Raw genomic sequence first — 19,242 nt, forward strand, 5'->3', positions numbered from 1 at the left:
GCCTGTAGATGCCAATACGGCTCTTTTGTCGTGGAGCCCTCTCAAGGCCGGAACGCATGCTTATGACCTTTTCATGACCTCTCCTGATGGGGCGGAGCGCCCCTTGATTAAAGGGGAAATCCATGCCGCTTCCCGTGTTACGCCGCCGAGCAGTGAAGATGTGGTTACAATTGGAGACGTGAAAATCATGATTCCTGACGCCGCGGAAGGAGAGGTGAAAATTATTGATCCTTCCGTGGATGCTGCTGAACGGGCGGAATCCGCTGCTCAAGAAGCCTCAAATGCCAGGAACGATGCTCAGAATGCCAAAAAAGAAGCGGAAAAATCAGCAGAAAGTGCCGCGACCTCCGCCACCAGCGCGGCCAACTCCGCCACAGAAGCCCAGCAGGCCCTTGAGGCCATACCGCAGGTGGACGAATCCGGCAACATGACGCTGGCCGGCAATATCACCGCCGCGGGAGGCACGTTTGACGCGGTCGTCAATGCCAATGGAGGCATCAACATTCCTCTGGCCGTGGGGGCACCGACTGATACGTCAGCGGTCAACTTCTTTTATGCTATGGGGCTGGCAGGAGCCATACAGGCGTTGATTCAGCCCCTATATCTTAAAACCAGCTCCATGCCCGTAGTGGGGAAAGGCAGCACATCTGTTCAATATGCCGGACTTTATGCAACCAGTTCAACGTCGGCAGCTTCCGGCGCCCCTGCACACAGTACGACCACGTTTACCTTTGAAGGGCCGCAGGGCCAGCATAATTACAGCTCTTTCGCGGGCTTTTCGATACCGCTGTCCGGTTCAACAGCGTCCAAATTTACCTTTGGATTAGGCCGCGGATCAAAAACGGTAAGAGGCGGCCTGACGATGGATTCATTTTCCATGATTCCAGGCAATAATCTGGCCGTCAATTACGGAGAGATCATCGACATCACAACCACAGCGGTTCGTGATACTGTCCGGGGTGGCTACCTGCTTAGAGTTCGGGAAATTTATTACGTCTCTTCCGGCGCGTCATGGAAGGTGAAAACTACGGAAAGCTTTATTCCGGCGACCAATAACCACCCATTTCCCGCCTGTCTCAACAGGCTCATATTCATGCAGAAGGGGCTTTCAAGCATGTCGATCTACGAAGAGAAAGCGTCACTTTACATTGAACTGGGGGGAGGCCAGGAAAACACCTTGTACAAAGTAGCTGCCCTCAGAGGCGTTTCAGGATATGAAGACGGGATAGGTTTCAGCACGTTGGTGGCGGATGTAGAAAATCCCAATTCCTGGACTTCCTCGGTTCGCACGGGAGCAGGCAGCCGCTACCTTTATGCCAATGGGTTGCGCAATCCAATGTACGCTGCATTGGAAGCAATGGCAGTCAATGCCATTGAATCCGAGGAAACAGCGGATTTTGTGGATGTAAATACCCCCTTAGAATCATGAATATTTCGGAGATACAAATACTGTTCCCTCGGCCCGGCAAGTGGGAGGAATTCACCCTGACAGCCGTCTATCAGGACGCGGACGGGTACACCCGCATAGACCGCTATACGCAGGACGAGATACCAGCCGACCATGCCCCGGCCATGGCCGCCGTAGTTGCCGCTCTGGTGGAACTGGGCGAGGATTGGCAGGCCGTCCAGGTATGGGCAAGGCTGGGAAAAAATGCCATAACCCTCGCGGAAGACGGCACCTATACAATGATTGATGGAGTGTGTTTAACCGTTGAGGCCGTCCATGCGGAGACCAGAGGCCGCAGGATTTTTACAGCCTCGGACTACCCGGCTTTTGTGATCACGGACCCCGCCGCCGTGGAGTTTTTCAAGTTTTTCACTACTAACCAATAACAAAGACAATGACTAAAGATAATCAATGCAATCATGCCGAGGCTATCGCCAAGGATATGTATTATGCCTTCCTGGAAAACCAGAAGGAGGGCACGAATTGGGAAGGGCTTCCCGACGATGATAAAGCCGGATGGCGGAATGTCGCAGAACAGGCCCTCCCTATTATCGCAAAGCATGCTGCTAATGACATCCGGGTGTATTTGGACCTTAAAGCATCCGTGGCTACCGGCTGGAAAAAATGGCTCTATTGGGCCGGGGTCGGCATTGTTGGCGCCATCCTTGGCGGCTTGGGAATGTCCCTCTCCGGCTGCGGGCACTCCGTGGACGTGACGCCGGAAAAAACGGTGGTTTGCAAGGACGGCTCCTGCCTGGTGCTGGAGCAGGGACATATCTCCTATTCCCAGGCCCAGCCGGAAACGGACGTTCTGCCCGTCGTTCAACCCCTGAAAAAGTAAGATCATGTGCAAACCCCTTAAAGAATATTTGGCCGTTGTGCGGGAATATAAGGATACGATTGTGATGTTTATCGGCATCGCAGCGTGCGTGTTCGTGTATTGCGATTTCCGCGCCCTTGCCGCTACACAGGCGGAGACGGCCGCCAAAACAGCGGAAATCCTGCGTACCATGGACGGGCGGCTTTCCGCCCTGGAACATCAGAGAGGAGGCCGTAGCGGTGAATAAGCTGCTGAACCCTTCCGTTCTTTTGCCGCTGATGGGGTGCGTGATGGCCGGCGTTTTTGCCGCTTGCGGAGACACGGCGGCGGGCATTGCCGCGTTCTGTTTCCCCATTGCGTGCCTTGTGTTCCTCCGATGTGCGGAACGCTGACCAACTGTAAAGTTTTTCTTACAAGTTCCCTTTATTTAATAGCCAATAGTTTACAATATGAATCCTACAGAAAGAAAGATGGCCGCGGCTATCCTCCGGTTTGAAGACAGCCGCGTCACCGGGCCGGATTCCCTGCGCGTTTCCTGCCTTCCCGCCGCCGACAAGGGCGGCAAGTGGGAGATTTGCGGCATTTGCGACGGTATTGAACCGGACGTGTTTAACAGGTTGAAGGCCCTGTTGGATGCCGGAAGACGTGAAGAGGCCTGGGAAGGTTGTCTCCAGTATGTCCTGGATAATACCGCCGCCGTGCGTTCCTGGCTGGGTTCCGACGCTTTCCCTGGCGTTGAATTCATCCTGCGGGATCATTTTTTCAATTCCGGGAGCAGGAATACCGGGAAGATTTTGCAGCGCGCGCTGAACATCCACGGCGCCGGGCTTGTGGTGGACGGAATTGTAGGCCCCAGGACCAGGCAGGAGTTGCAGGACCAGCTGGCCGGCACGGGTGAAGCGGTGTTCCTTATCGCCCTGCAGGAGAAGCGTCAGGCGTTTTACCGTTCGTGCAAGCAGTTTCCCGTGTTCGGGAAGGGTTGGCTGACCCGCTGTGACGATGCGTTCAGCGTGGCGCAGGAGCTTGCGTAGGGTTATTTGTTTCTATCCACGCCCCCTATTTGAGGGGGCGTTTTTTGTTGCCTGGGCAAAATAACGTCAGGAATTGATCAATTCAGGATGCTTTTCAATAAGGTCAAGCAATTTTGCGGAAGGGCCGCAGGGGCGCCGCAAGCCGTGTTCCCATTTGACCAGCGTGGAAGGGCTGACTCCCAGCACGGCGGCAAAATCTTTCTGGCTCATTCCCTGGCTTTTCCTTAACCGCGCAATGCTTTTTTCATTGCCTGTTTCGCGGAAAGGTGACGGAGAAATAGCTATAGCCCGGGGCTGGGGCAGTTCCATTCCTTTTTCCAGACAACGTTCAATATACATTTCCGCCACTTCCTGAAGGTTGCGGTTGACTTCTTCCAGGGTTTCCCCGTGGGTGCAGTCCTTTTCAAAATCAGGCAGGGAACCGATGTAGCAATTATCTTCATCGCTCCACCGGATGAAACGGCTGTATTTCCCGGCAAGCGCCTTCATGTCCTGTTCAGTCATTTTCATAGTTGTTTTTCTTGGGGTTGCAAGGGAGCTCACGCTCCCTTGCTTTTTGCCTCTTCTATCTTCTCCCTGACGTGCTTGACCAGATAGGGCTTGGCATCGTCTCCATCATGCCCGCAGATGGTCGCTACCGTACCGGAGGCCCGATGCTCATACTGACGGTGGGAACCTTTGCCGCGGCCCGTATTGTCAAAGCCCGCCTTGCGAAGATCGGCAACTAGTTGTCGTATCTTAGGAGGCATGTCCGCAATGTAGTTGCACAATGTGAAAATAGCAAGAGTTATTTTCACATTGTGTCATGCCTCTCTGGAACGAAGCTTCTCTTCATTATTTAGCACCTATGGTGAACAATCTGAGAGGCCATTATTATTTAACTTGTTTTCTCATGATATTCCTTTACGTTTTTGGATATGGATAATAATGTTGCGGAACTGCAATACTATATCATGCCGGAAAATGGGGAGAGTAAGGGACCGTTCAACACAGAGTATGTAAAGTTGCTGCGTGCAAATAATGTGATTGACGGATCTTGCTTGGTGCGACCTTCTGGCGGGGAATATTGGGCGACGTATGATGATATGTTTAATCCCAATTGGGGAAATAGCATGTCAGTACAACAAGAACAGAATCAACAAAATTTGATAAATCAAGTGTTACATGCTACTGCCCAGCAAACGAAAGTAGCGTTAAATGCACAAAGAAAATCAACAGGCACATATGTCGTTTTAGCTCTTCTTTTGGGCACTCTCGGGATTCATAATTTTTATGCGAACCGTGTATTGAGTGGAGTGCTCCAATTTATTATTACCCTTACAGGAGTTGGTCTTTTTCTTACTATTCCTTGGTGCATTCTGGAGGCATGTTTTGTAAGAAAGGATGGAAATGGATTGGCCTTTAAGTGATGGGTTGCGGGTAAAGGAATAGTCTTTGTCGCCTTATAGAATGTCCAACCAAGGATGAGTGCAATAAAAAGCCCCTGGCCCGGAGGCCAAGGGGCGAACAGGAATATTTTTCTGAAAAAATACTACTGGATGCGGTATCAATAACAATAAAAAACACTAGCGTTTCACAATATAAGCGACAACGAAAATAAGAATAAATTATAAATCCAGGAAGTCAGATACTTCTTCAATGCGTTTTTGATTGGCCCATTCTCGCACAACGGATTCAATCCACGGATCTGCATATGAAGAGCCAGCCATTTTTGCTGCTAAACTTGAATATTTAACTATATCTGATGGAATAGCTATTTTAGAGACCTCGGTCTTATAATAATTACTTGCCATATTTTCATCTTCAAAGAAATTCACTCCACTCATAAAAGCAATGGAATTAATATCTATACATTTTTCATTCATGTAAGAACGAATTGTTTTTTTTATGATTTCCCGCAACATTTCTTCTACATCAGGAAAAGAATCAGCATATATATATGTAATTACATCATAATCCCATGAAGTTTCTACCTTTTTATTAATAGAAGATATATTCAAATCTTTTAAGCGAGCATGGGTATTTTCTTTTATGAACAAGGTGCTATATTTTATATCGCTGAGTTCTTGTTTTTTAGGGACTGGGTTAAAGTTAGGATTTGAAATTATCAAGCGATGGCTGGAAGGTAAGCAATAATTTATATCTTCTCCGTCTTCATATTCCGCTTGTAGGGCTTCAATCTTTTCTTGGTTTTCTTCTGATATGGGCCTAGTGCCATACAAAAAGTTTTTTACTGTAGTTTCTGATTTTTCTATCCAACTCGCAAGCCAACGCATAGAAAGCCTCCTCCTTTTCATCCAATCCCGGAGAGCAAGTTTGTACTCGTACTGTGGATCATCTTTGAGTGCCATAAGGTGATAAAGTGGGATTATGTGAGATATGTCAAGGAGTATTCACTTAAAAAAGAGGTATGACAAATTATCTTATAGTCGAGATTGGGATAGTATAGTAACCAATGGATATATGGAATACATATCTTCTCTACAGCTTGCCCAAACGATGAGAGTGTCAAAAAATACTGTTTCCCAATGGAGAAAAGAGGGCCTTCCTTGCATCTACATAGGAAAGGTCTTAGAACCTCGCCGAGGTTCCCGCCCTCGTTACGATCTGGAAAAGGTAAAAGCGTGGTTGGAAGAACGGAGCAAGAAAAGAACTTCCGTGGCTTGAGCAAGCCACCCGTCCGACATGCGACCCATGTCGAAAACAACGAAGGCCACCTGCGCCAACAGATGACCTTCAATAATGGGCATGAGCCCAACTAATAAACAAGACAATGAATACTATACAATGTATGGAAGCGCAAGCAGATTGCGCCAACATGACGGGGAACGGTATTAAGCTGTTCCAGAACTCCGATCTGAATTGCACGATTGAAGTCATCGAAAGAAATGGTGAACCTTGGATCTTTGCCAAAGAAGTATGTGAAGCTCTCGGTTACTCGAATATTTCGAAAGCTCTATTGAATGTAAGAGAAAAGTGGAAGGGTATAACCAGCAGGGATACCCTTAAAGGAAAGCAATCAGTTTCAATTATCAATGAAGCTGGCTTGTTCGCTCTTGTGATGAAATCCAAGATGCCGAAAGCGGTCGAGTTCCAGGATTGGGTGTGTGAAGAAGTTCTCCCCTCCATCCGGAAGCATGGTGTGTACGCCACCGGGGAGAAGCTGGAAGAGATGCTTTCCGATCCGGACACCATGATTCTGACGCTTCAGGCATTGAAAGCTGAACGGGAGAAGAGAAAAGCTCTTGAAGCAAAAGCTGCGGAAGATGCTCCCTATGCACATTTCGGACGATGCGTGGAAGTTTCCGAGGGCTGCATCCTGATTGGAGAATTTGCCAAGATTCTCGCTCAGAATGGAATGGAGACAGGACAGAACCGTTTGTTTGAGTATCTACGCAATGAAGGTATTATGGGGAGGCACGGCAATCGTCACAATGTTCCAGCCCAAGAGTATATTGAAGCTGGGTATTTCCGTCTCACTTATCGGGTTATTCAGCGTTCCGACGGTTCACAGCAGTCCAAACCGACACCGTATTTGACACCCCGCGGTCAAATATGGTTGATGAAGCGTTTGGGATTAACCCTTGAGAATATACCTGCTGCCTAAGATTTTACATCTGGTGCGTGTATTGGAATTTGGAGCAACCAGCAAAAATTCCCCCGTTTCCTTTTGGAAACGGGGACTTGACCTGAGTTCTGCTGCCTCAATCTAAATCCAAGTTATGAAGACAACAACCCTACATCACCTCAGAATCCTCAATGAGGATTATTCCCCTGCGTCTTCCAGCGCAGCACTACGGATGAACTCCTCAATAGTTTGCCCGCTGATTTTCGTGCATCCACGAACGGGGTTCCACGTTGCGTCAGTCCACTCTATTTTACTATTATCGCGCATAAAATTTTTTTGGATTAATCTTTCTTCCACCTATCCAAGGTTACTTGGTCAGATCAATCTTACCAACCATGCAAGCTTTGATTTGGCCAGTAATGGGAATGCGTTTCCGGAAAGTTGGGTTGATAGGAGCAAGCAGGAAGTGCCCGGCATCCTTAATAAGCCTTTTAAGGGTGATGCCGGACACGTCATTTGTTTCTTGGTAGACGATAATTTCCCCAACGTATTTTTCAAGATCATCATTTTCCGAAACAGGCCGCACCAGAACAATCTGACCATTCTTGATTTCCGGTTCCATTGATGTTCCCTCTACACGTAAGGCCGTAATGCTCTTGTCAAATACCGGGTATGGCTCATCAAATTCGCTCCACGTAATTTCCCCTGCAGCGACGTTTCCAACAACCATGATTTCCGGAAGCTTGACAGGGCAGAGAATGGCGTTGTTGACCTCTTTGGGCTCGTCATCGTTATCCAAGGCTGGGTGTAGCTTTTCAACTGCCTCTTGAGATGTACCGTTTGCCTGTTTCTTTTTTTTGTGCTCTTGGACAGATTGTACAAGAATTTCACTGATAAGGTCATCAATGCTCTTTTTTGCTTCTTCCGCCTTCTTCCGAAGTAGGTTCTCCATTTCGTCTGGTAGCTCAAGGTCTATAATTTCATCTTCCATTAGGTTTTTAATGAGAGCTAATTTTGCAGGCGGAATCCCCCGATCTGTAGAAAGCCATGAGTTAACAGCCGATCGTTTGACGAAGCATTGTTCCGCGAGCCAGTCGCGATCTTTCTCAATGGATTTCAACCATTTTTTTATCTCTTCTTTAGTCGGCGTCATGCATTGATTGTGTGATATTTTTCAAACTTGTCAACATTGAAAACAGAATATTAATTGCAAATATTTCATATTTCACTTGTACAAATGTGAAAAAAATCATATTTGTTGGACGTCAACAGCACACAAGACGCGAATATGATCATCAACCTGAAAAAAGAAACGCAAGAAGTGCGGGAGTGGTTCCGGGAGGCACAGGCCGCTACAGGCTTGAGCGGCCGGGCTCTCGTTATCGGCGCCATCATGGATTTCCGTCAGAAGGCAAAAGGCCGTAGTCCACAGCCTCGGAAGAAGAACCCCGAACCCAAGAAGCCCTCGGCATGAACTACTTTTTCTCACCCAGTACCATGGCGACGAAGGCGTCAATGTCCATTTTGAGCTTGTCGGCGGCGGCCTGGATTTTTTCAGCCGTTTCCACGGGGAGCTTAACAAGGATGTTGGAGAGGTCTTCCGCCGGGGCTTCCTCGATGCGCTTCATAGCGGCTCGGAGGTTGCGTTCCGCTTTCGGGGAAATATCACGAGTAGTCAATAGTCCGTTGATGTATATGACATTGTACCCGGCTTCATTTGCCAGCGTTTCACGGCTAACTCCTTTTACTTCAAGCCATTTGCGGAGTTCTTCGCGAAAAGTTTCGTTCATGCGTTTGTTATAACAAAGTAATTTTTTTTTGCAAGAAATAAAAAAATGTAATTTTCTTGTTGACGATGATACGAAATGTAATAAAAAGAAATCACAAGTTACGAATCCCAACAATGAACACGACCTTGAAAGACAACAAAACCGAATCCATTCAGAAAAACCTGAAAAACATCCGCAAGGCTCTTAAACTGCACATGAAGGACATCCTTGGCACGATAACGGATTCTGAACGCCAGACTGTTAGGAAACTCGTTACGGCCTTGAAAGAAAATGGAATCACGTTCAGCTCCCCTCATTTTCTCGATGAAGTTGAGATTCATTCTGAAGATGGCTCGCTGGTATTCGCCTATTTTTCTCATTCCCGCACTACGGGGCAAGTTAGCAGGTTCCACCTGGAATTCTAAATCCCTACCCTTAACCGAAGACCATGATGAACACGATCATCGCTAAACCGAAACCGAAGACGCGGGAATGGCTGAAACGAGCCATTCAAGCAACGGGCTTGAAGCCCTCCATCCTCATCACCGCTCTTCTTGAGCAGGAGGCGGAAAAAGTTCTCAACAGAAAAAAGCCCGCGGCATGAACATGAACGAACACATGAACACCATCCAAAAAGCTACTGAAGAACAAATCATCAACGGATTGGCAATCAATCTCCGTCAGATGGAACCCTATATGCTGAAATTGACCGGAAATGCTTACCAGGAAATCAATCAGCTCAAAAAGCTCTGCAAGAAATATGGAGCTACCCTGGAAGTAATCGCAAAGTCAAGGGGCTATGACCTCCTTACCGGCAAGCATGACATTGAAATGATGAGGCCGGAAGATTTGACTGATGAGTGGACTCCGATTGCCGTCCGGGTGAGTGATCCGGTTTGCCAGATGCTGGAACGGGCCGGGCTGAACGAATGAGCTTTAACCAGGGGCGGCCACCCGCCCCAACTAACACGAACATGAAAGACTCAACCATCGAAATCAATATGGAAGACCTGATCGAAGAATTGAAGCTGCTCGGCTGGCACGAACTTTAATCTGCACTGTGACAATGAATTCATACGTGACATGGCAACGGCTACGGCGGCCAATCCTTCATGGGCCCTACATGGGGATGGAGGAAACCATTACCAACACGGACTGCAACATGCCGTTCCTGTGCTATTTTTGCGGGCGGGAACCCGGCAGGGGCGCTTACTGGTCCATTATCGAAGACCACAAAGGGAATGCGTATTGCTGCCGTTGCCTGTGCGCTTCCTGTGCCCGTGAACACATCAATGGTATTCCGGACAGGGCAGGGAAGAGCCCCTATCAGTCCCTTGATCCCCGGAAGGAACTTCGCCTCCTGCAAGCCCGCAAGAATAGAGACAGGGCACGCCGGCACCAGGCCGTGACGCATCTGCTCTTTTGGCTGGTAATCGCTTTTGCCTGTGTGGCTGTGGCGGCCTTCATCGTCTGCGCCTCTTACACAATAACAAAAATCGTCTTAGGATAATGGACGCCAATGATCAACGTTTGATAGAAGGGTTGTTTGCCCGCATTGACCGCCTGGTTGCGATCATGGAAGGGAAATACTGCCCTGAAACAAGCGGTGAAACCTGGCTGCGTGCGGAAGAGCTTCTCAAACTGCCCCAGTTCCGGCATCGCAAGGGCCGCGTATGGCTCTATGAACTGGCGAAGACGTCACCGGATATCATGAAAAAGGACTGTCTGCCGCATCAAAAGCGGGGCGCCACCCTCTGGTGCGTGGAACGTATTTCCAAGGCCATGAAAGAGAATACCGCAAAAATCCTTTCTTTTGACGGTTTATCAAAACCGTCCCGCCCTCACGGCATGAGGAAACAATAACCATTAGAAAATACATAATACAATGATTACAAGCAATATTGATACTGCATCTAAACCTGTTCAGGCAAAGCCTTTTGATACAGGCGACAGGGTAATGTTAAATTCCCAGTTAATTATCACCATGCCTAACCGTGGAAGGACTTATCGTTTTTCTCCGGAAGATGAATTTGTCGTGGTGCGGCGCAAGGACGAGAGCAATTTCTACGTCGCCTTTATCAAGGCTCCCTGGCTGGGCGTCTTTGAGTTGAATGACGAAGGCTTCTCCTTGTGCGACGAAGACTAACGATTTCTTCACGCCTCTGTCCGGGGCGCGTCGATTGAACCTGATTAAATAATAATAGTTAATTGATAATAAATAAGATTATGATCGCTATGAATACGACTACAGCACTACTGGTAAACGCAGAACCCCTCTCCCGCGGCAACGGGAAAGGGGCGGATGTTGTGAATAATGGCAAGACGGCTAATCCTATCATTGCTCACAAGCCAGTAAGTACGACAGACGGGAAGCCCTGTCAACCGGCAAAGGCTGCCAGAACGGCCAAGAAGCCCGCCGCCCCCAGGAAGAAGCGGTACGATGAAGAGGATTTGATAGCCTTCGGAGAGAATGCCATCATGCTCCGGGGCGCGGCCGAAGCCATTCTGGATATGTTTCACCGGTTGGTCTTTTTTGATGACGACCAGGAAGAGGTTGTCAATGGCGTGAAGGGAGCCTTCGATGAGGCCGCCATTCTTCTGCAAAATGCGGCGAATGCGTTTGAAGAGAAGATTCCTTTCAAGGTTTTGGACAAGAGGCGGAAGACTTTTTTTGCCCTGACGGAAATAGATGAAAAAGACAGCGATGTTCTTGCCGCGATTACTGCTATCAATTCCGGTTTTATCCAGTGGGATGAAGGAAGTGTTTGCGTGAAGGCGACACGTTGCGAAATGGCAACTCTTCTGCTTAACCGCGCATTGGAAAGCGCCAAGAAGTCCTTCTACCTTGCCGAAGACTCAACATCAAACCCCGCCCTTGCCGCAACGCTTGCTTCCATGAAAGGAGGGCACAGGTGATGAAGGTTGTTACCCTGAAGATTCCCATCTCACAATCTATTTATGATACCGCCAAATTTGCGGTGGAAGAAGGGGTGGCGAGAAGCGAAGAAGAGTTCCTGGCCCGCATTGCGCTCAAAGGAATTTTCTCTGATCTTTTTGAAGACGTGCAACCGCACCTGGACGACTATTTGGACGAGATGGTTAACAACGTCTATCCCGAGGAACTTGCCGGGGAAGAAAGGAGGACTGTATGACTTCTGAAGAGGGAACAGACGTTCTTCTGAAGGTTTACGAAAGTCTTTTCTTACAAGAAAGCAATCTGGTTAAGCTTCTAGAAAATCATTCGGGAGGCCTTATTGAACGAGACCGGATAACGTCCATCATGCGGAGAATGAAACGTTTACGTGCTGATACTTACGGTTTGGTTACGCAAAGGTGGCTTAATGCAAAACTTCATGGAAAGGAGGGGGGCGATGAAGCACCTTTATATTGACCAATCAGGCCGCGGCATCCGTGCTGGAGTTGAAAATGAGGCAGTTTGCTTTCCTATGGAAACACCAGAACAGGAAGAACGCCGCTGCATTCAGGAGCTTTGCCGCATTAAGGGGGAATTGGGGCGTACAGGCCGCTACGGCGTGTATTTTGACCTTACAGGTCCGGAAATAGAGTTTTGGGTAGAGAAGTTCGGCAAGCCGGACTTTCTGATCTACATCAAACACCAGGACGCCGGCACGGTGCTGGATTATGTCCGCAAGAGGTGTGATGAACTACGTTTGATTGAACCATAGAACATGCCTAATAGAATCATCAGGGAAGGGTTTCTGACATCCGACAAGGTCGATAAGCTGAGTTGGGTGGAAGAGTGCTTCTATCATCGTCTTTTACTTGCTGTAGATGACTATGGACGGTATCACGCCGACCCTCCTCTACTGATCGGAAAGATAATGCCTCGCAAAATAGGCAATGTCAGTAACCAGGACATAGAAAAGTGGCTCACCGCTTGTGTGACCGCGGGTCTTGTAAGGGTGTACGGTGTCGAAGGGAAGCGTTATCTGGAGGTCTTGCAGTTCGACCAAAGGACCAGGGCGAAGAAGAGTAAGTTTCCTGCCCCTGATGAAGAAAAAACTGACGCTTGTCAGTCAAATGACGGACATGTGTCAGACATATGTCAGTCACGTGACCGTCATCCGCTCGCCTATACGGAGACGGAGTCGAATACGAATACGTATACGAAATCGGAAACGGAGACGGAGACGGAGACGAAGGAAGCTGCGCCTGACGGCTCGCTTGATTTTCCCCCACCCTCTCGACCTTCTCCCATGGTTCCCTTGCCGGGATCTGTCGAGGAAGTGGAGGCACACATGCGTCAATGCCTTGTCCATCCCCTGGACCCGGATGCGTTGCGAAGTTCCGCGGAGAGGTTTTACGATCACTACGTGGAACAAGGCAACTTCATCCGAAACTGGAAGTCCAAAGCCACAATTTGGACGAAGGACGATGCTTTGAGGGAGCAAAGGCAGAAGCTTGCCAACCAACCACCCGGAGGAGAAAGCGACCCCTTCGATCCAAGATTTAGAAAAAACATTTAACCTTCAAAAAGAGAAGTCATTATGCAACTTACAGAAACACAACTCAACGCCGAAAAGACCGTTCTTGGCAACTGCATTGACGGCGCCGACAAGGTAGCCGCCCTGATCGAGCAAGGTTTCACGAAGGCTCATTTTGTCCTTCTGGCCCATCAGAAGGTCTGGAGCGCCTTTGAGACTCTGGCCAAGACTCCGGAAAAGGTCAATATCACCGACCTGATCCAGCACCTGGAAGCCGCCGGCGAGCTTGAATCCGTAGGAGGTCACGCCGGGCTTGTCGAGCTTTCAACCAGCTTTGCCTACCATTTCCAGTTCGAGCCCTCCGTGAAGATTCTGGTAGAAGCCAAGAAGAAGCGGGATGTGGAATCCCTGTTCATTTCCGGGCTGGAAAATCTTCAAAACCCAACCCTGAGCAAAGACGAAGTGCTGGCGGAAGCCGAAAAGGTGATGTCCTCCTTACGGGAAAGTTACGGAGTGGCCCAAGTGGCGCGTATGGCTGATGGCACACAGAAGGTGGTGGAAGGGTTGGAGTTTCGCATCAAGAATCCAGGACAGACCAAGGGGCTTCCTACCGGCTACCCCTCCCTGGACAGGATGCTGGACGGCTTACAGAACACGGCTATGGTGGTCATCGGAGCCCGGCCGGCCGTGGGGAAGACTTCCTTCATGACCAACATTCTGTACAATCTGGCCGCCGAAGGGGTGCCAGTAGGCATGTTCTCCCTGGAAATGTCCAAGGAGCAGTTGCTTGAACGCACGCTTTTTGGCATGTCCAAAATCAATGCGGCCAATCTGCGCCGAGGCATCAAGCTGACCAAGTGGCAGCAGGATGCTTTCACCAACGCGGTTCGCAAGGTAAGGAGCCTGCCTTTCTTCGTGGACGACCGGGGCGCCTTGAGGATTGACCAGATCCAGGCGACCGCCCGGCGCATGGTGGCGGACCACGGCGTGAGGTGCATCGGCGTGGATTACCTGCAGCTTGCCAATCCTACCGGACGCCAGGCGTCCCGGGAACGGGAGGTGTCGGAGATTTCCGCCGGCCTCAAGGCTCTGGCCAAGGAACTGAATATTCCGGTGATCGTGTTGGCCCAGTTGAACCGGGAAGCGGAGAAACGCGCCGGGAAGGAAGCCGGGGTTCCCCGTGTGTCCGATTTGAGGGATTCAGGGTCTATCGAACAGGACGCTGATCAGATATTGTTGCTCTACAGGCCTTACGTCATGGACAAAAATGCAGATCCGGCAGAGGCGAAAATCATCGTCGGCAAGAACCGTTTCGGGGAGATTGGTTACATTGACCTGAAATGGGACGCTGCCGCCACGACTTACAGAGAGGTTTAAAACATGATATCACTATTTAAGGTAGTGCTACAATTTGGGAAGCTTTTCAAGGGCTTGTGTAAACTCCTTGGCTCCAAAGTCTATGTATCCTTCATGGACTTCCCGGGAATCGTGCCCCACAATGGCTTGCACAAGAGCAGGGGGAACACCGGCGTCATGTAACATGGTTGTTGCCGTATAGCGGAGGCTGTGGAAGGACAATTCATTGACGTGGCGCCGCGTCTCTGTGCCGTTTCCTTCCTGCTTTTTGTATTTTTTGCCTGCAGCCAGAGGGTCTTTGGCAATAAGGCCACACTGGTACAGGATGTGGCTAAAGATATTTGACAGGCGTCCGGATCCCCTGCTTTCAAAAATATTCGCGCATTCAGGATGCAGGAAGTCCCCAGGAGCTTCTTTCTTCCGTTGCTGCAGGTGTTTTTTCAGCGCCGGAAAAATCGGAATCATCAGAGGCTTTCCCTTTTTCTGCGTGGTCATCCGGATAACGCCTCGTTTCTCGTCAACCTGGGACCACCGGAGCGTTGCCACGTCTCCCAATCTTTGACCGCCCGTATAGAGGCACGTTTTCACCATGGAGCGCCATTCCGGATTGCATGCGGCCATTACCTTTTCAAGCTCTTCCAATTCGAATTTCCGCCGTTTGACGGCTTTCCCCTTGTGAGACTTGGTAATCGCCGTAAAGGGGTTGGTTTCAATAATTTTATAATCAACTGCCGCCTGGAACGCCGCGGAAACCAGCGTAAGAGCAATATTGGCGGTAGATGGTGAGACACGGGAAAGAAGATAGTTTTTGAAATCGTCCAGCATCAGGGGAGTAATGCGATCCAGAGGCAGGTTGATACGTTCTCCCATTGAGGCGCGAAATTTGTCAAAGGCTTGTTTGTAGTTCGCTATGGATGCGGGTTTAAGCCCATTGCGCGTAATGCGCCGCATGTGGTCATCAAGCCATAATTTGACAGAGGGCATTTCCATAGATTCTCCGGTCAATTCCGTGGACAATGCGGAAATGGCCCGGCGTAATTGATAGGCCGGCAGGTTTGCCCGCGCCGTTGATTCAAGGGCGTCCGCCAGGCGTTGTGCCTTGGTCATAGCCTGTTCCCTAGTCAGGACATTCAGCTGCTTCCCCATGGCCTCTGCGGCTTCTTTTACTTCCCTTGTTACCGTGGCGGGGGTATGCTTGATTTTGGTTGACAGCCTGACCAGTTTCCAGCCTGTAGCGGTTCTTACGCGGTATTGTGCGTACCAGTAAGGGCTGTTCGGCTTTTTATAGATGGAGGCCATGATTTAGTGGTATCAATAGTGTGCTCTTTTTGCAAGTTGTATCACCATGTTTCAAGATGTTTTTGTGTTTTCCGAAATTTCGTAAGAGCTTTATTTAGAGTGGAATAAAATCAAAAAGGCCGTCTCCGGAGAGACAGCCTTTTTCTTGAAACTGGTAGGCCCGGTAGGAATCGAACCTACATCGTCGGTACCGGAAACCGATGTCCTATCCATTGAACGACGAGCCCATGTTCCCAAGGAACGAGAGAAATAGAATAGAAAAAACGGGCAGGATGCAAGTATTTTTATGCCGGTGACGGGATTGGACTGAGGAAAATGTTAAAGCCGGGAGGTTAAAGGAAGAGATGCTTCCGGGTATTCCGGGGAAAAGGAAGGGGCGTCAGGAAATTTTGCGATGGAAAGAGAAGACGGCTGCCAGGGCGGCCACCACGGTAACGGCCATAATGGCCGCGAAGAGGGGCCAGAGATCCAGGAAGCCGGCTCCTTCCAGAAAGATGCGCTGGATGAGTTCCAGACCGTATCTCATGGGGTTGAGCAGCGTGAGGTCCTGAAAGATTTCCGGCATGCTGGAGATGGGCGTGGCGAAGCCGGAGAGCATGACCATGGGCACCAGCAGCAGGAAGGTCCCCACAATGGCCTGCTGGAGGGATTGGGCGAAGGAAGAGATGCACAGCCCGATGGCCGCCGCCGTGACGATGAAGAGCAGAAGGGCGGCGGAGAGCAGCCAGATGGAGCCCTGGAAGGGGATGCGGAACCAGAACATGGCTACCAGCACTACGAAGACGGCCTGCATGATTCCGGTGATGACGGAGGCTGTCCCCTTGCCGAGCAGGATTTCTCCGGGGGTGTACGGTGCGACGAGAAGCTGGTCGAAGGTGCCTTCTTCCCGTTCGCGGGCAATGGAGAGAGCTCCGGAGAGGATGGAGTTGATGAGCACGAGCACGGCAATGAGGCCGGGGACGATGAACCAGCGGGTGATGAGGTTGGGGTTGAACCAGGCGCGGGATTCTATTTCCACCGGAGAGGCCCCGCCGTTTTGGGTGAGCAGATCCTCCCCGTAGGCGGAAGCGATTTGCTGGCCGTAGCTGAGGGCGATGGCCGCCGTATTCGTGTTGCGTCCGTCCGCAATGAGCTGGAGGGAGGCGGGCCTCCCCGTCTGAATGTTGCGGGAGAAGTCCGGGGGGATGGTGAGCCCCACGACGATTTCCCGGTTGTCGATCATGCGGTCGATATCCTTTTCCGTGGCCGCCGTAGCCTGCCTCTGGAAGATGCCCGTGCCTTCCAGGTCCGCGATGTACTGAGAGGCCGCTTCTCCTCCGTCCTTGTCCAGCACGGCGTACGGCACGCGGGTGACGTTCATGGTGGCGGCATAGCCGAAGATGGCTATCTGGAGGATGGGCGGGATGATGAGGGCCAGCCGGCTTTTTTTGTCCCTGAGCACGGCCAGCAGTTCTTTTCTGACGAGGGAGGCTATTCTGACGAGAAAGTCCATGGCGTTATTCGAGGGATTTGGGGGCTTTCAGCCGGGCGATGCCCATGAGCGCCACGGCAAAGACGCCCAGCGTGATGCAGCAGGGAATGATGACGGAGGGGATATCCCCGGCCAGGAAGAGGGTCTGGAGCAGGGTGACGTAATAGCGGGCCGGAATGAGGTAGGTGATGGCCCGGACGGCGGGGGGCATGTTGAGGATGTCGTACAGGAAGCCGGAGAGCATGAGCGCCGGCATGAAGGTGCCCATGATGGCGAACTGGCAGGCCAGGAACTGGTTTTTGGCGGCGGTGGAGATGACCAGCCCCAGCCCCAGAGCCACAATCAGGAATAATGCGGAGACCGCCAGCAGAAGCGTGAGGGAGCCGCGGATGGGGATGCCGAAGACGAAGGCGGCGAAAATCATGGAGATGGCCAGGCTGACCATGCCCAGCAGGAAATTGGTGGCGGCCTTGGCCGCCAGGATTTCCCCGCTGCCCACGGGCGTGACGAAGAGGCTTTCCAGCGTGCCCCGTTCATATTCCCGCGCCATGACCAGGGAAGTGAGGAGCGCCCCGATCATGGTCATGATGGTGACGATGACGCCGGGGACCAGGTAGTAGTGGCTGTCGTTGGCTTCATTGAAGCGGGCGCGCGTCTGCACGTTCAGCACGGGGGCGGCCTGACTGTTCAGGGAGGCTGCCCAGGACGTCACGACGGCCTGAAGGTAGTTGCGGATGAGGGTTGCCTGATTGGCGTTGACGCCGTTGACTACAATCTGGACTTTCGTGATTCCATGGTGAAGCGTGTCCGGCGCGTCGCTTTGCAGGGCGATGAAGGCGTCCGCCTCATGGGTGCGCAGCTTTTCTTCCGCCTCCCGGGTGGAGAAGACGCGTGAGGTCTGGAAGTATTTGGAAAGGGTGAGCCGCGTTTCCAGGTCCGTGGACTGGCTGGAGGCGGGGACGGCCAGGTACGCGATGCGCACGTTTTTGATGTCCATGCTCATGCCGTAGCCGAAGAGGATCAGGAGCACGGCCGGCAGGATGACCGCGATGCCTATATTGCCGGGGTCCCGGACCACCTGGTGGAGTTCCTTGACGATGAGGGCTCCTATTCTTTTGAGGGAGGCGGTCATGTTTCTCCTCCTCCTTTCTTCATGTGTTCTTCCGTGATGGCCAGGAAGGCGTCTTCCAGCGAGGCTGGGGCTCCGTCTTCGCGCGGGGGAGCGTGTTTGCGGATGTCGTCCGGGGAGCCTTCCGCCAGCGTGGTCCCGTCCATCATGATGAGCATGTTGTCGCAGAATTCCGCTTCTTCCAGGAAGTGCGTGGTGATGATGACGGTGACGCCTTTTTCCGCCAGGGCGTTGATGCGCAGCCAGAAGTCCCGCCGGGCCAGGGGATCCGCGCCGGAAGTGGGTTCGTCCAGAAAAAGGATGTCCGGGGAGTGGAGCAGGGCGCACGCCATGCTGAGGCGCTGCCTGTAGCCGCCGGGCAGGTGCGCGGCGGGGGCGTTCATATACGGGGTCAGGCGGAATTCTTCTTCCATGGAACGGATGGCTTCCTGCCGCTCCTTTCCGGACATGCCGTAGGCCCCGGCGAAGAATTCCAGATTCTGCCGCGTAGTGAGCATGCCGTACATGGAGAATTTCTGAGCCACGTATCCCACTTTCCTGCGCGCCCTGGCGGCGGCGGTCCGCAGATCCGCCCCGGCCACATTGAGCGTGCCGCCGCTGGCGGGCAACAGCCCGCAGAGCATGCGGAAGGTGGTGCTTTTCCCCGCTCCGTTGGGGCCCAGAAGGCCGAAGACCTGCCCTCTGCGGACGGAGAAGCTGACGTGGTTGACGGCAATAAAATTGCCGAATTTTCTCACCAGGTCCGTTACCCGGATGACGGCGCCGTTGTTTTCCGCCTGTTCCGGTTCCGGCGGTCCGGCGGGGACGGGGATGTCCTGCTGGGAGAGGTCCACTTGGCCGGCAAGCAGGGTCATGAATCCGTCGGAGAAGTCCGGCCGCGCGGGGGCGGGGTGGTATTCCTCCAGCT

Annotated in this window: 28 protein-coding genes, 1 tRNA gene and 1 pseudogene; 19 read left to right on the forward strand and 11 right to left on the reverse strand. The window is 51.4% G+C overall.

The genetic code is table 11. The annotated features are described in order from the left end of the window. Positions 1 to 187 precede the first annotated feature (187 nt). The 5 genes from CI070_RS03170 (at position 188) to CI070_RS03190 (ending at position 3,298) form a co-directional block, all read left to right on the forward strand. The gene (locus CI070_RS03170) at positions 188 to 1,429 is read left to right on the forward strand and encodes a hypothetical protein (protein ID WP_179222828.1); all 1,242 of its coding nucleotides are present in this window, start codon (positions 188 to 190) and stop codon (positions 1,427 to 1,429) included. Next, positions 1,426 to 1,833, forward strand: a complete 408-nt coding sequence (locus tag CI070_RS03175) for a hypothetical protein (protein ID WP_094135477.1) — start codon at positions 1,426 to 1,428, stop codon at positions 1,831 to 1,833. The genes CI070_RS03170 and CI070_RS03175 overlap by 4 nt, the downstream gene beginning before the upstream one ends. An 8-nt stretch (positions 1,834 to 1,841) precedes the next feature. Beyond that, positions 1,842 to 2,288 (forward strand): hypothetical protein, encoded by a 447-nt coding sequence (locus CI070_RS03180; protein WP_143245508.1) that lies wholly within the window; start codon positions 1,842 to 1,844, stop codon positions 2,286 to 2,288. A 4-nt stretch (positions 2,289 to 2,292) separates the two neighbouring features. Further along, positions 2,293 to 2,514, forward strand: a complete 222-nt coding sequence (locus CI070_RS03185) for a hypothetical protein (RefSeq protein ID WP_087393060.1) — start codon at positions 2,293 to 2,295, stop codon at positions 2,512 to 2,514. Between the two features lie 202 nt (positions 2,515 to 2,716). After that, the gene (locus tag CI070_RS03190; protein WP_256943516.1) at positions 2,717 to 3,298 is read left to right on the forward strand and encodes a putative peptidoglycan-binding domain-containing protein; all 582 of its coding nucleotides are present in this window, start codon (positions 2,717 to 2,719) and stop codon (positions 3,296 to 3,298) included. A 66-nt stretch (positions 3,299 to 3,364) separates the two neighbouring features. Here the strand turns inward: CI070_RS03190 and CI070_RS03195 are convergent, their stop codons facing one another. Both CI070_RS03195 and CI070_RS03200 read right to left on the reverse strand, forming a co-directional pair. Next, positions 3,365 to 3,808, reverse strand: coding sequence for a helix-turn-helix domain-containing protein (locus CI070_RS03195; protein ID WP_094135480.1), 444 nt, complete (start codon positions 3,806 to 3,808; stop codon positions 3,365 to 3,367). 29 nt (positions 3,809 to 3,837) lie between these two features. Further along, the gene (locus tag CI070_RS03200; protein WP_218823921.1) at positions 3,838 to 4,095 is read right to left on the reverse strand and encodes a type II toxin-antitoxin system HicA family toxin; all 258 of its coding nucleotides are present in this window, start codon (positions 4,093 to 4,095) and stop codon (positions 3,838 to 3,840) included. A 120-nt stretch (positions 4,096 to 4,215) separates the two neighbouring features. Here CI070_RS03200 and CI070_RS03205 point away from each other — a divergent pair, with 120 nt between their 5' ends. After that, complete coding sequence (locus CI070_RS03205; protein ID WP_094135481.1) at positions 4,216 to 4,707, forward strand: TM2 domain-containing protein; 492 nt, start codon at positions 4,216 to 4,218, stop codon at positions 4,705 to 4,707. A 198-nt stretch (positions 4,708 to 4,905) separates the two neighbouring features. Here CI070_RS03205 and CI070_RS03210 read toward each other — a convergent pair whose 3' ends face one another. Further along, positions 4,906 to 5,649: a hypothetical protein gene (locus CI070_RS03210; RefSeq protein ID WP_143245510.1), complete on the reverse strand. Its 744-nt coding sequence runs from the start codon at positions 5,647 to 5,649 to the stop codon at positions 4,906 to 4,908. Between the two features lie 422 nt (positions 5,650 to 6,071). Here CI070_RS03210 and CI070_RS03215 point away from each other — a divergent pair, with 422 nt between their 5' ends. Then, positions 6,072 to 6,905, forward strand: a complete 834-nt coding sequence (locus tag CI070_RS03215) for a phage antirepressor (protein WP_094135483.1) — start codon at positions 6,072 to 6,074, stop codon at positions 6,903 to 6,905. A gap of 216 nt (positions 6,906 to 7,121) precedes the next feature. On the opposite strand, the pseudogene CI070_RS14760 reads toward CI070_RS03215, so the two are convergent. Both CI070_RS14760 and CI070_RS03220 read right to left on the reverse strand, forming a co-directional pair. Beyond that, positions 7,122 to 7,193 (reverse strand): annotated as a pseudogene (locus tag CI070_RS14760) (DUF5131 family protein); the annotation flags it as partial. A gap of 40 nt (positions 7,194 to 7,233) precedes the next feature. After that, positions 7,234 to 8,019 carry a S24 family peptidase gene (locus CI070_RS03220; RefSeq protein ID WP_094135484.1) on the reverse strand — a complete coding sequence of 262 codons (786 nt, stop codon included), beginning with the start codon at positions 8,017 to 8,019 and terminating at the stop codon, positions 7,234 to 7,236. Positions 8,020 to 8,154: 135 nt separating this feature from the next. Here CI070_RS03220 and CI070_RS03225 point away from each other — a divergent pair, with 135 nt between their 5' ends. Continuing rightward, positions 8,155 to 8,340 carry a hypothetical protein gene (locus CI070_RS03225; protein WP_143245511.1) on the forward strand — a complete coding sequence of 62 codons (186 nt, stop codon included), beginning with the start codon at positions 8,155 to 8,157 and terminating at the stop codon, positions 8,338 to 8,340. 1 nt (position 8,341) lies between these two features. On the opposite strand, the gene CI070_RS03230 is transcribed toward CI070_RS03225, so the two are convergent. Beyond that, positions 8,342 to 8,656: a hypothetical protein gene (locus tag CI070_RS03230; protein WP_094135486.1), complete on the reverse strand. Its 315-nt coding sequence runs from the start codon at positions 8,654 to 8,656 to the stop codon at positions 8,342 to 8,344. Positions 8,657 to 8,769: 113 nt separating this feature from the next. Between CI070_RS03230 and CI070_RS03235 the strand changes: the two genes are divergently transcribed. From CI070_RS03235 to CI070_RS03285, 11 genes are all read left to right on the forward strand, one after another. Then, positions 8,770 to 9,060, forward strand: a complete 291-nt coding sequence (locus CI070_RS03235; RefSeq protein WP_094135487.1) for a hypothetical protein — start codon at positions 8,770 to 8,772, stop codon at positions 9,058 to 9,060. A 23-nt stretch (positions 9,061 to 9,083) separates the two neighbouring features. Further along, positions 9,084 to 9,239 carry a hypothetical protein gene (locus CI070_RS13435; protein ID WP_179218296.1) on the forward strand — a complete coding sequence of 52 codons (156 nt, stop codon included), beginning with the start codon at positions 9,084 to 9,086 and terminating at the stop codon, positions 9,237 to 9,239. Continuing rightward, positions 9,236 to 9,568, forward strand: a complete 333-nt coding sequence (locus CI070_RS03240) for a hypothetical protein (protein ID WP_094135488.1) — start codon at positions 9,236 to 9,238, stop codon at positions 9,566 to 9,568. Before CI070_RS13435 ends, CI070_RS03240 begins: the two co-directional genes overlap by 4 nt. 133 nt (positions 9,569 to 9,701) lie before the next feature. Continuing rightward, on the forward strand, positions 9,702 to 10,145 hold the full coding sequence (locus CI070_RS03245; protein ID WP_143245513.1) for a hypothetical protein: 444 nt from the start codon (positions 9,702 to 9,704) through the stop codon (positions 10,143 to 10,145). Then, positions 10,145 to 10,498: a hypothetical protein gene (locus CI070_RS03250; protein WP_012420409.1), complete on the forward strand. Its 354-nt coding sequence runs from the start codon at positions 10,145 to 10,147 to the stop codon at positions 10,496 to 10,498. The genes CI070_RS03245 and CI070_RS03250 overlap by 1 nt, the downstream gene beginning before the upstream one ends. Positions 10,499 to 10,619: 121 nt before the next feature. Continuing rightward, entirely contained in the window at positions 10,620 to 10,781 is a 162-nt protein-coding gene (locus tag CI070_RS13440) for a hypothetical protein (protein WP_155844533.1), read from the forward strand. Positions 10,782 to 10,870: 89 nt separating this feature from the next. Continuing rightward, positions 10,871 to 11,551, forward strand: coding sequence for a hypothetical protein (locus tag CI070_RS03260; RefSeq protein WP_094135490.1), 681 nt, complete (start codon positions 10,871 to 10,873; stop codon positions 11,549 to 11,551). Further along, positions 11,548 to 11,787, forward strand: a complete 240-nt coding sequence (locus CI070_RS03265; RefSeq protein ID WP_143246126.1) for a hypothetical protein — start codon at positions 11,548 to 11,550, stop codon at positions 11,785 to 11,787. Before CI070_RS03260 ends, CI070_RS03265 begins: the two co-directional genes overlap by 4 nt. 294 nt (positions 11,788 to 12,081) lie before the next feature. After that, complete coding sequence (locus CI070_RS03275) at positions 12,082 to 12,321, forward strand: hypothetical protein (RefSeq protein ID WP_094135492.1); 240 nt, start codon at positions 12,082 to 12,084, stop codon at positions 12,319 to 12,321. A gap of 366 nt (positions 12,322 to 12,687) precedes the next feature. After that, the gene (locus CI070_RS13000; protein WP_143245514.1) at positions 12,688 to 13,122 is read left to right on the forward strand and encodes a hypothetical protein; all 435 of its coding nucleotides are present in this window, start codon (positions 12,688 to 12,690) and stop codon (positions 13,120 to 13,122) included. 21 nt (positions 13,123 to 13,143) lie between these two features. Continuing rightward, positions 13,144 to 14,457 carry a replicative DNA helicase gene (locus tag CI070_RS03285; protein ID WP_094135494.1) on the forward strand — a complete coding sequence of 438 codons (1,314 nt, stop codon included), beginning with the start codon at positions 13,144 to 13,146 and terminating at the stop codon, positions 14,455 to 14,457. 27 nt (positions 14,458 to 14,484) lie between these two features. On the opposite strand, the gene CI070_RS03290 is transcribed toward CI070_RS03285, so the two are convergent. From CI070_RS03290 to CI070_RS03310, 5 genes are all read right to left on the reverse strand, one after another. Then, a complete protein-coding gene (locus tag CI070_RS03290) occupies positions 14,485 to 15,735 on the reverse strand; it encodes a tyrosine-type recombinase/integrase (protein ID WP_094135495.1) in 1,251 nt (416 codons plus the stop codon). Positions 15,736 to 15,887: 152 nt separating this feature from the next. Further along, positions 15,888 to 15,962 (reverse strand) — tRNA-Arg (locus CI070_RS03295). A 152-nt stretch (positions 15,963 to 16,114) separates the two neighbouring features. Further along, complete coding sequence (locus CI070_RS03300; RefSeq protein WP_094135496.1) at positions 16,115 to 17,227, reverse strand: ABC transporter permease; 1,113 nt, start codon at positions 17,225 to 17,227, stop codon at positions 16,115 to 16,117. 4 nt (positions 17,228 to 17,231) lie between these two features. Beyond that, entirely contained in the window at positions 17,232 to 18,338 is a 1,107-nt protein-coding gene (locus CI070_RS03305) for an ABC transporter permease (protein WP_094135497.1), read from the reverse strand. Next, a partial coding sequence (locus CI070_RS03310) for an ABC transporter ATP-binding protein (protein ID WP_143245515.1) occupies positions 18,335 to 19,242 on the reverse strand: 908 nt, incomplete at its 5' end. The genes CI070_RS03305 and CI070_RS03310, both read right to left, overlap by 4 nt.

It is taken from the genome of Akkermansia muciniphila (assembly GCF_900184965.1).
Lineage (GTDB): Bacteria > Verrucomicrobiota > Verrucomicrobiia > Verrucomicrobiales > Akkermansiaceae > Akkermansia > Akkermansia muciniphila_A.

Excerpts from the sequence above, each read along its gene's own strand:
- CI070_RS03170 (WP_179222828.1), top strand. The coding sequence starts at position 188 with ATGATTCCTGACGCCGCGGAAGGAGAGGTGAAAATTATTGATCCTTCC.
- CI070_RS03175 (WP_094135477.1), top strand. The coding sequence starts at position 1,426 with ATGAATATTTCGGAGATACAAATACTGTTCCCTCGGCCCGGCAAGTGG.
- CI070_RS03180 (WP_143245508.1), top strand. The coding sequence starts at position 1,842 with ATGACTAAAGATAATCAATGCAATCATGCCGAGGCTATCGCCAAGGAT.
- CI070_RS03185 (WP_087393060.1), top strand. The coding sequence starts at position 2,293 with ATGTGCAAACCCCTTAAAGAATATTTGGCCGTTGTGCGGGAATATAAG.
- CI070_RS03190 (WP_256943516.1), top strand. The coding sequence starts at position 2,717 with ATGAATCCTACAGAAAGAAAGATGGCCGCGGCTATCCTCCGGTTTGAA.
- CI070_RS03195 (WP_094135480.1), bottom strand. The coding sequence starts at position 3,808 with ATGAAAATGACTGAACAGGACATGAAGGCGCTTGCCGGGAAATACAGC.
- CI070_RS03205 (WP_094135481.1), top strand. The coding sequence starts at position 4,216 with ATGGATAATAATGTTGCGGAACTGCAATACTATATCATGCCGGAAAAT.
- CI070_RS03210 (WP_143245510.1), bottom strand. The coding sequence starts at position 5,649 with ATGGCACTCAAAGATGATCCACAGTACGAGTACAAACTTGCTCTCCGG.
- CI070_RS03215 (WP_094135483.1), top strand. The coding sequence starts at position 6,072 with ATGAATACTATACAATGTATGGAAGCGCAAGCAGATTGCGCCAACATG.
- CI070_RS03220 (WP_094135484.1), bottom strand. The coding sequence starts at position 8,019 with ATGACGCCGACTAAAGAAGAGATAAAAAAATGGTTGAAATCCATTGAG.
- CI070_RS03225 (WP_143245511.1), top strand. The coding sequence starts at position 8,155 with ATGATCATCAACCTGAAAAAAGAAACGCAAGAAGTGCGGGAGTGGTTC.
- CI070_RS03230 (WP_094135486.1), bottom strand. The coding sequence starts at position 8,656 with ATGAACGAAACTTTTCGCGAAGAACTCCGCAAATGGCTTGAAGTAAAA.
- CI070_RS03235 (WP_094135487.1), top strand. The coding sequence starts at position 8,770 with ATGAACACGACCTTGAAAGACAACAAAACCGAATCCATTCAGAAAAAC.
- CI070_RS13435 (WP_179218296.1), top strand. The coding sequence starts at position 9,084 with ATGATGAACACGATCATCGCTAAACCGAAACCGAAGACGCGGGAATGG.
- CI070_RS03240 (WP_094135488.1), top strand. The coding sequence starts at position 9,236 with ATGAACATGAACGAACACATGAACACCATCCAAAAAGCTACTGAAGAA.
- CI070_RS03245 (WP_143245513.1), top strand. The coding sequence starts at position 9,702 with ATGAATTCATACGTGACATGGCAACGGCTACGGCGGCCAATCCTTCAT.
- CI070_RS03250 (WP_012420409.1), top strand. The coding sequence starts at position 10,145 with ATGGACGCCAATGATCAACGTTTGATAGAAGGGTTGTTTGCCCGCATT.
- CI070_RS13440 (WP_155844533.1), top strand. The coding sequence starts at position 10,620 with ATGCCTAACCGTGGAAGGACTTATCGTTTTTCTCCGGAAGATGAATTT.
- CI070_RS03260 (WP_094135490.1), top strand. The coding sequence starts at position 10,871 with ATGAATACGACTACAGCACTACTGGTAAACGCAGAACCCCTCTCCCGC.
- CI070_RS03275 (WP_094135492.1), top strand. The coding sequence starts at position 12,082 with ATGGAAACACCAGAACAGGAAGAACGCCGCTGCATTCAGGAGCTTTGC.
- CI070_RS03285 (WP_094135494.1), top strand. The coding sequence starts at position 13,144 with ATGCAACTTACAGAAACACAACTCAACGCCGAAAAGACCGTTCTTGGC.
- CI070_RS03290 (WP_094135495.1), bottom strand. The coding sequence starts at position 15,735 with ATGGCCTCCATCTATAAAAAGCCGAACAGCCCTTACTGGTACGCACAA.
- CI070_RS03300 (WP_094135496.1), bottom strand. The coding sequence starts at position 17,227 with ATGGACTTTCTCGTCAGAATAGCCTCCCTCGTCAGAAAAGAACTGCTG.
- CI070_RS03305 (WP_094135497.1), bottom strand. The coding sequence starts at position 18,338 with ATGACCGCCTCCCTCAAAAGAATAGGAGCCCTCATCGTCAAGGAACTC.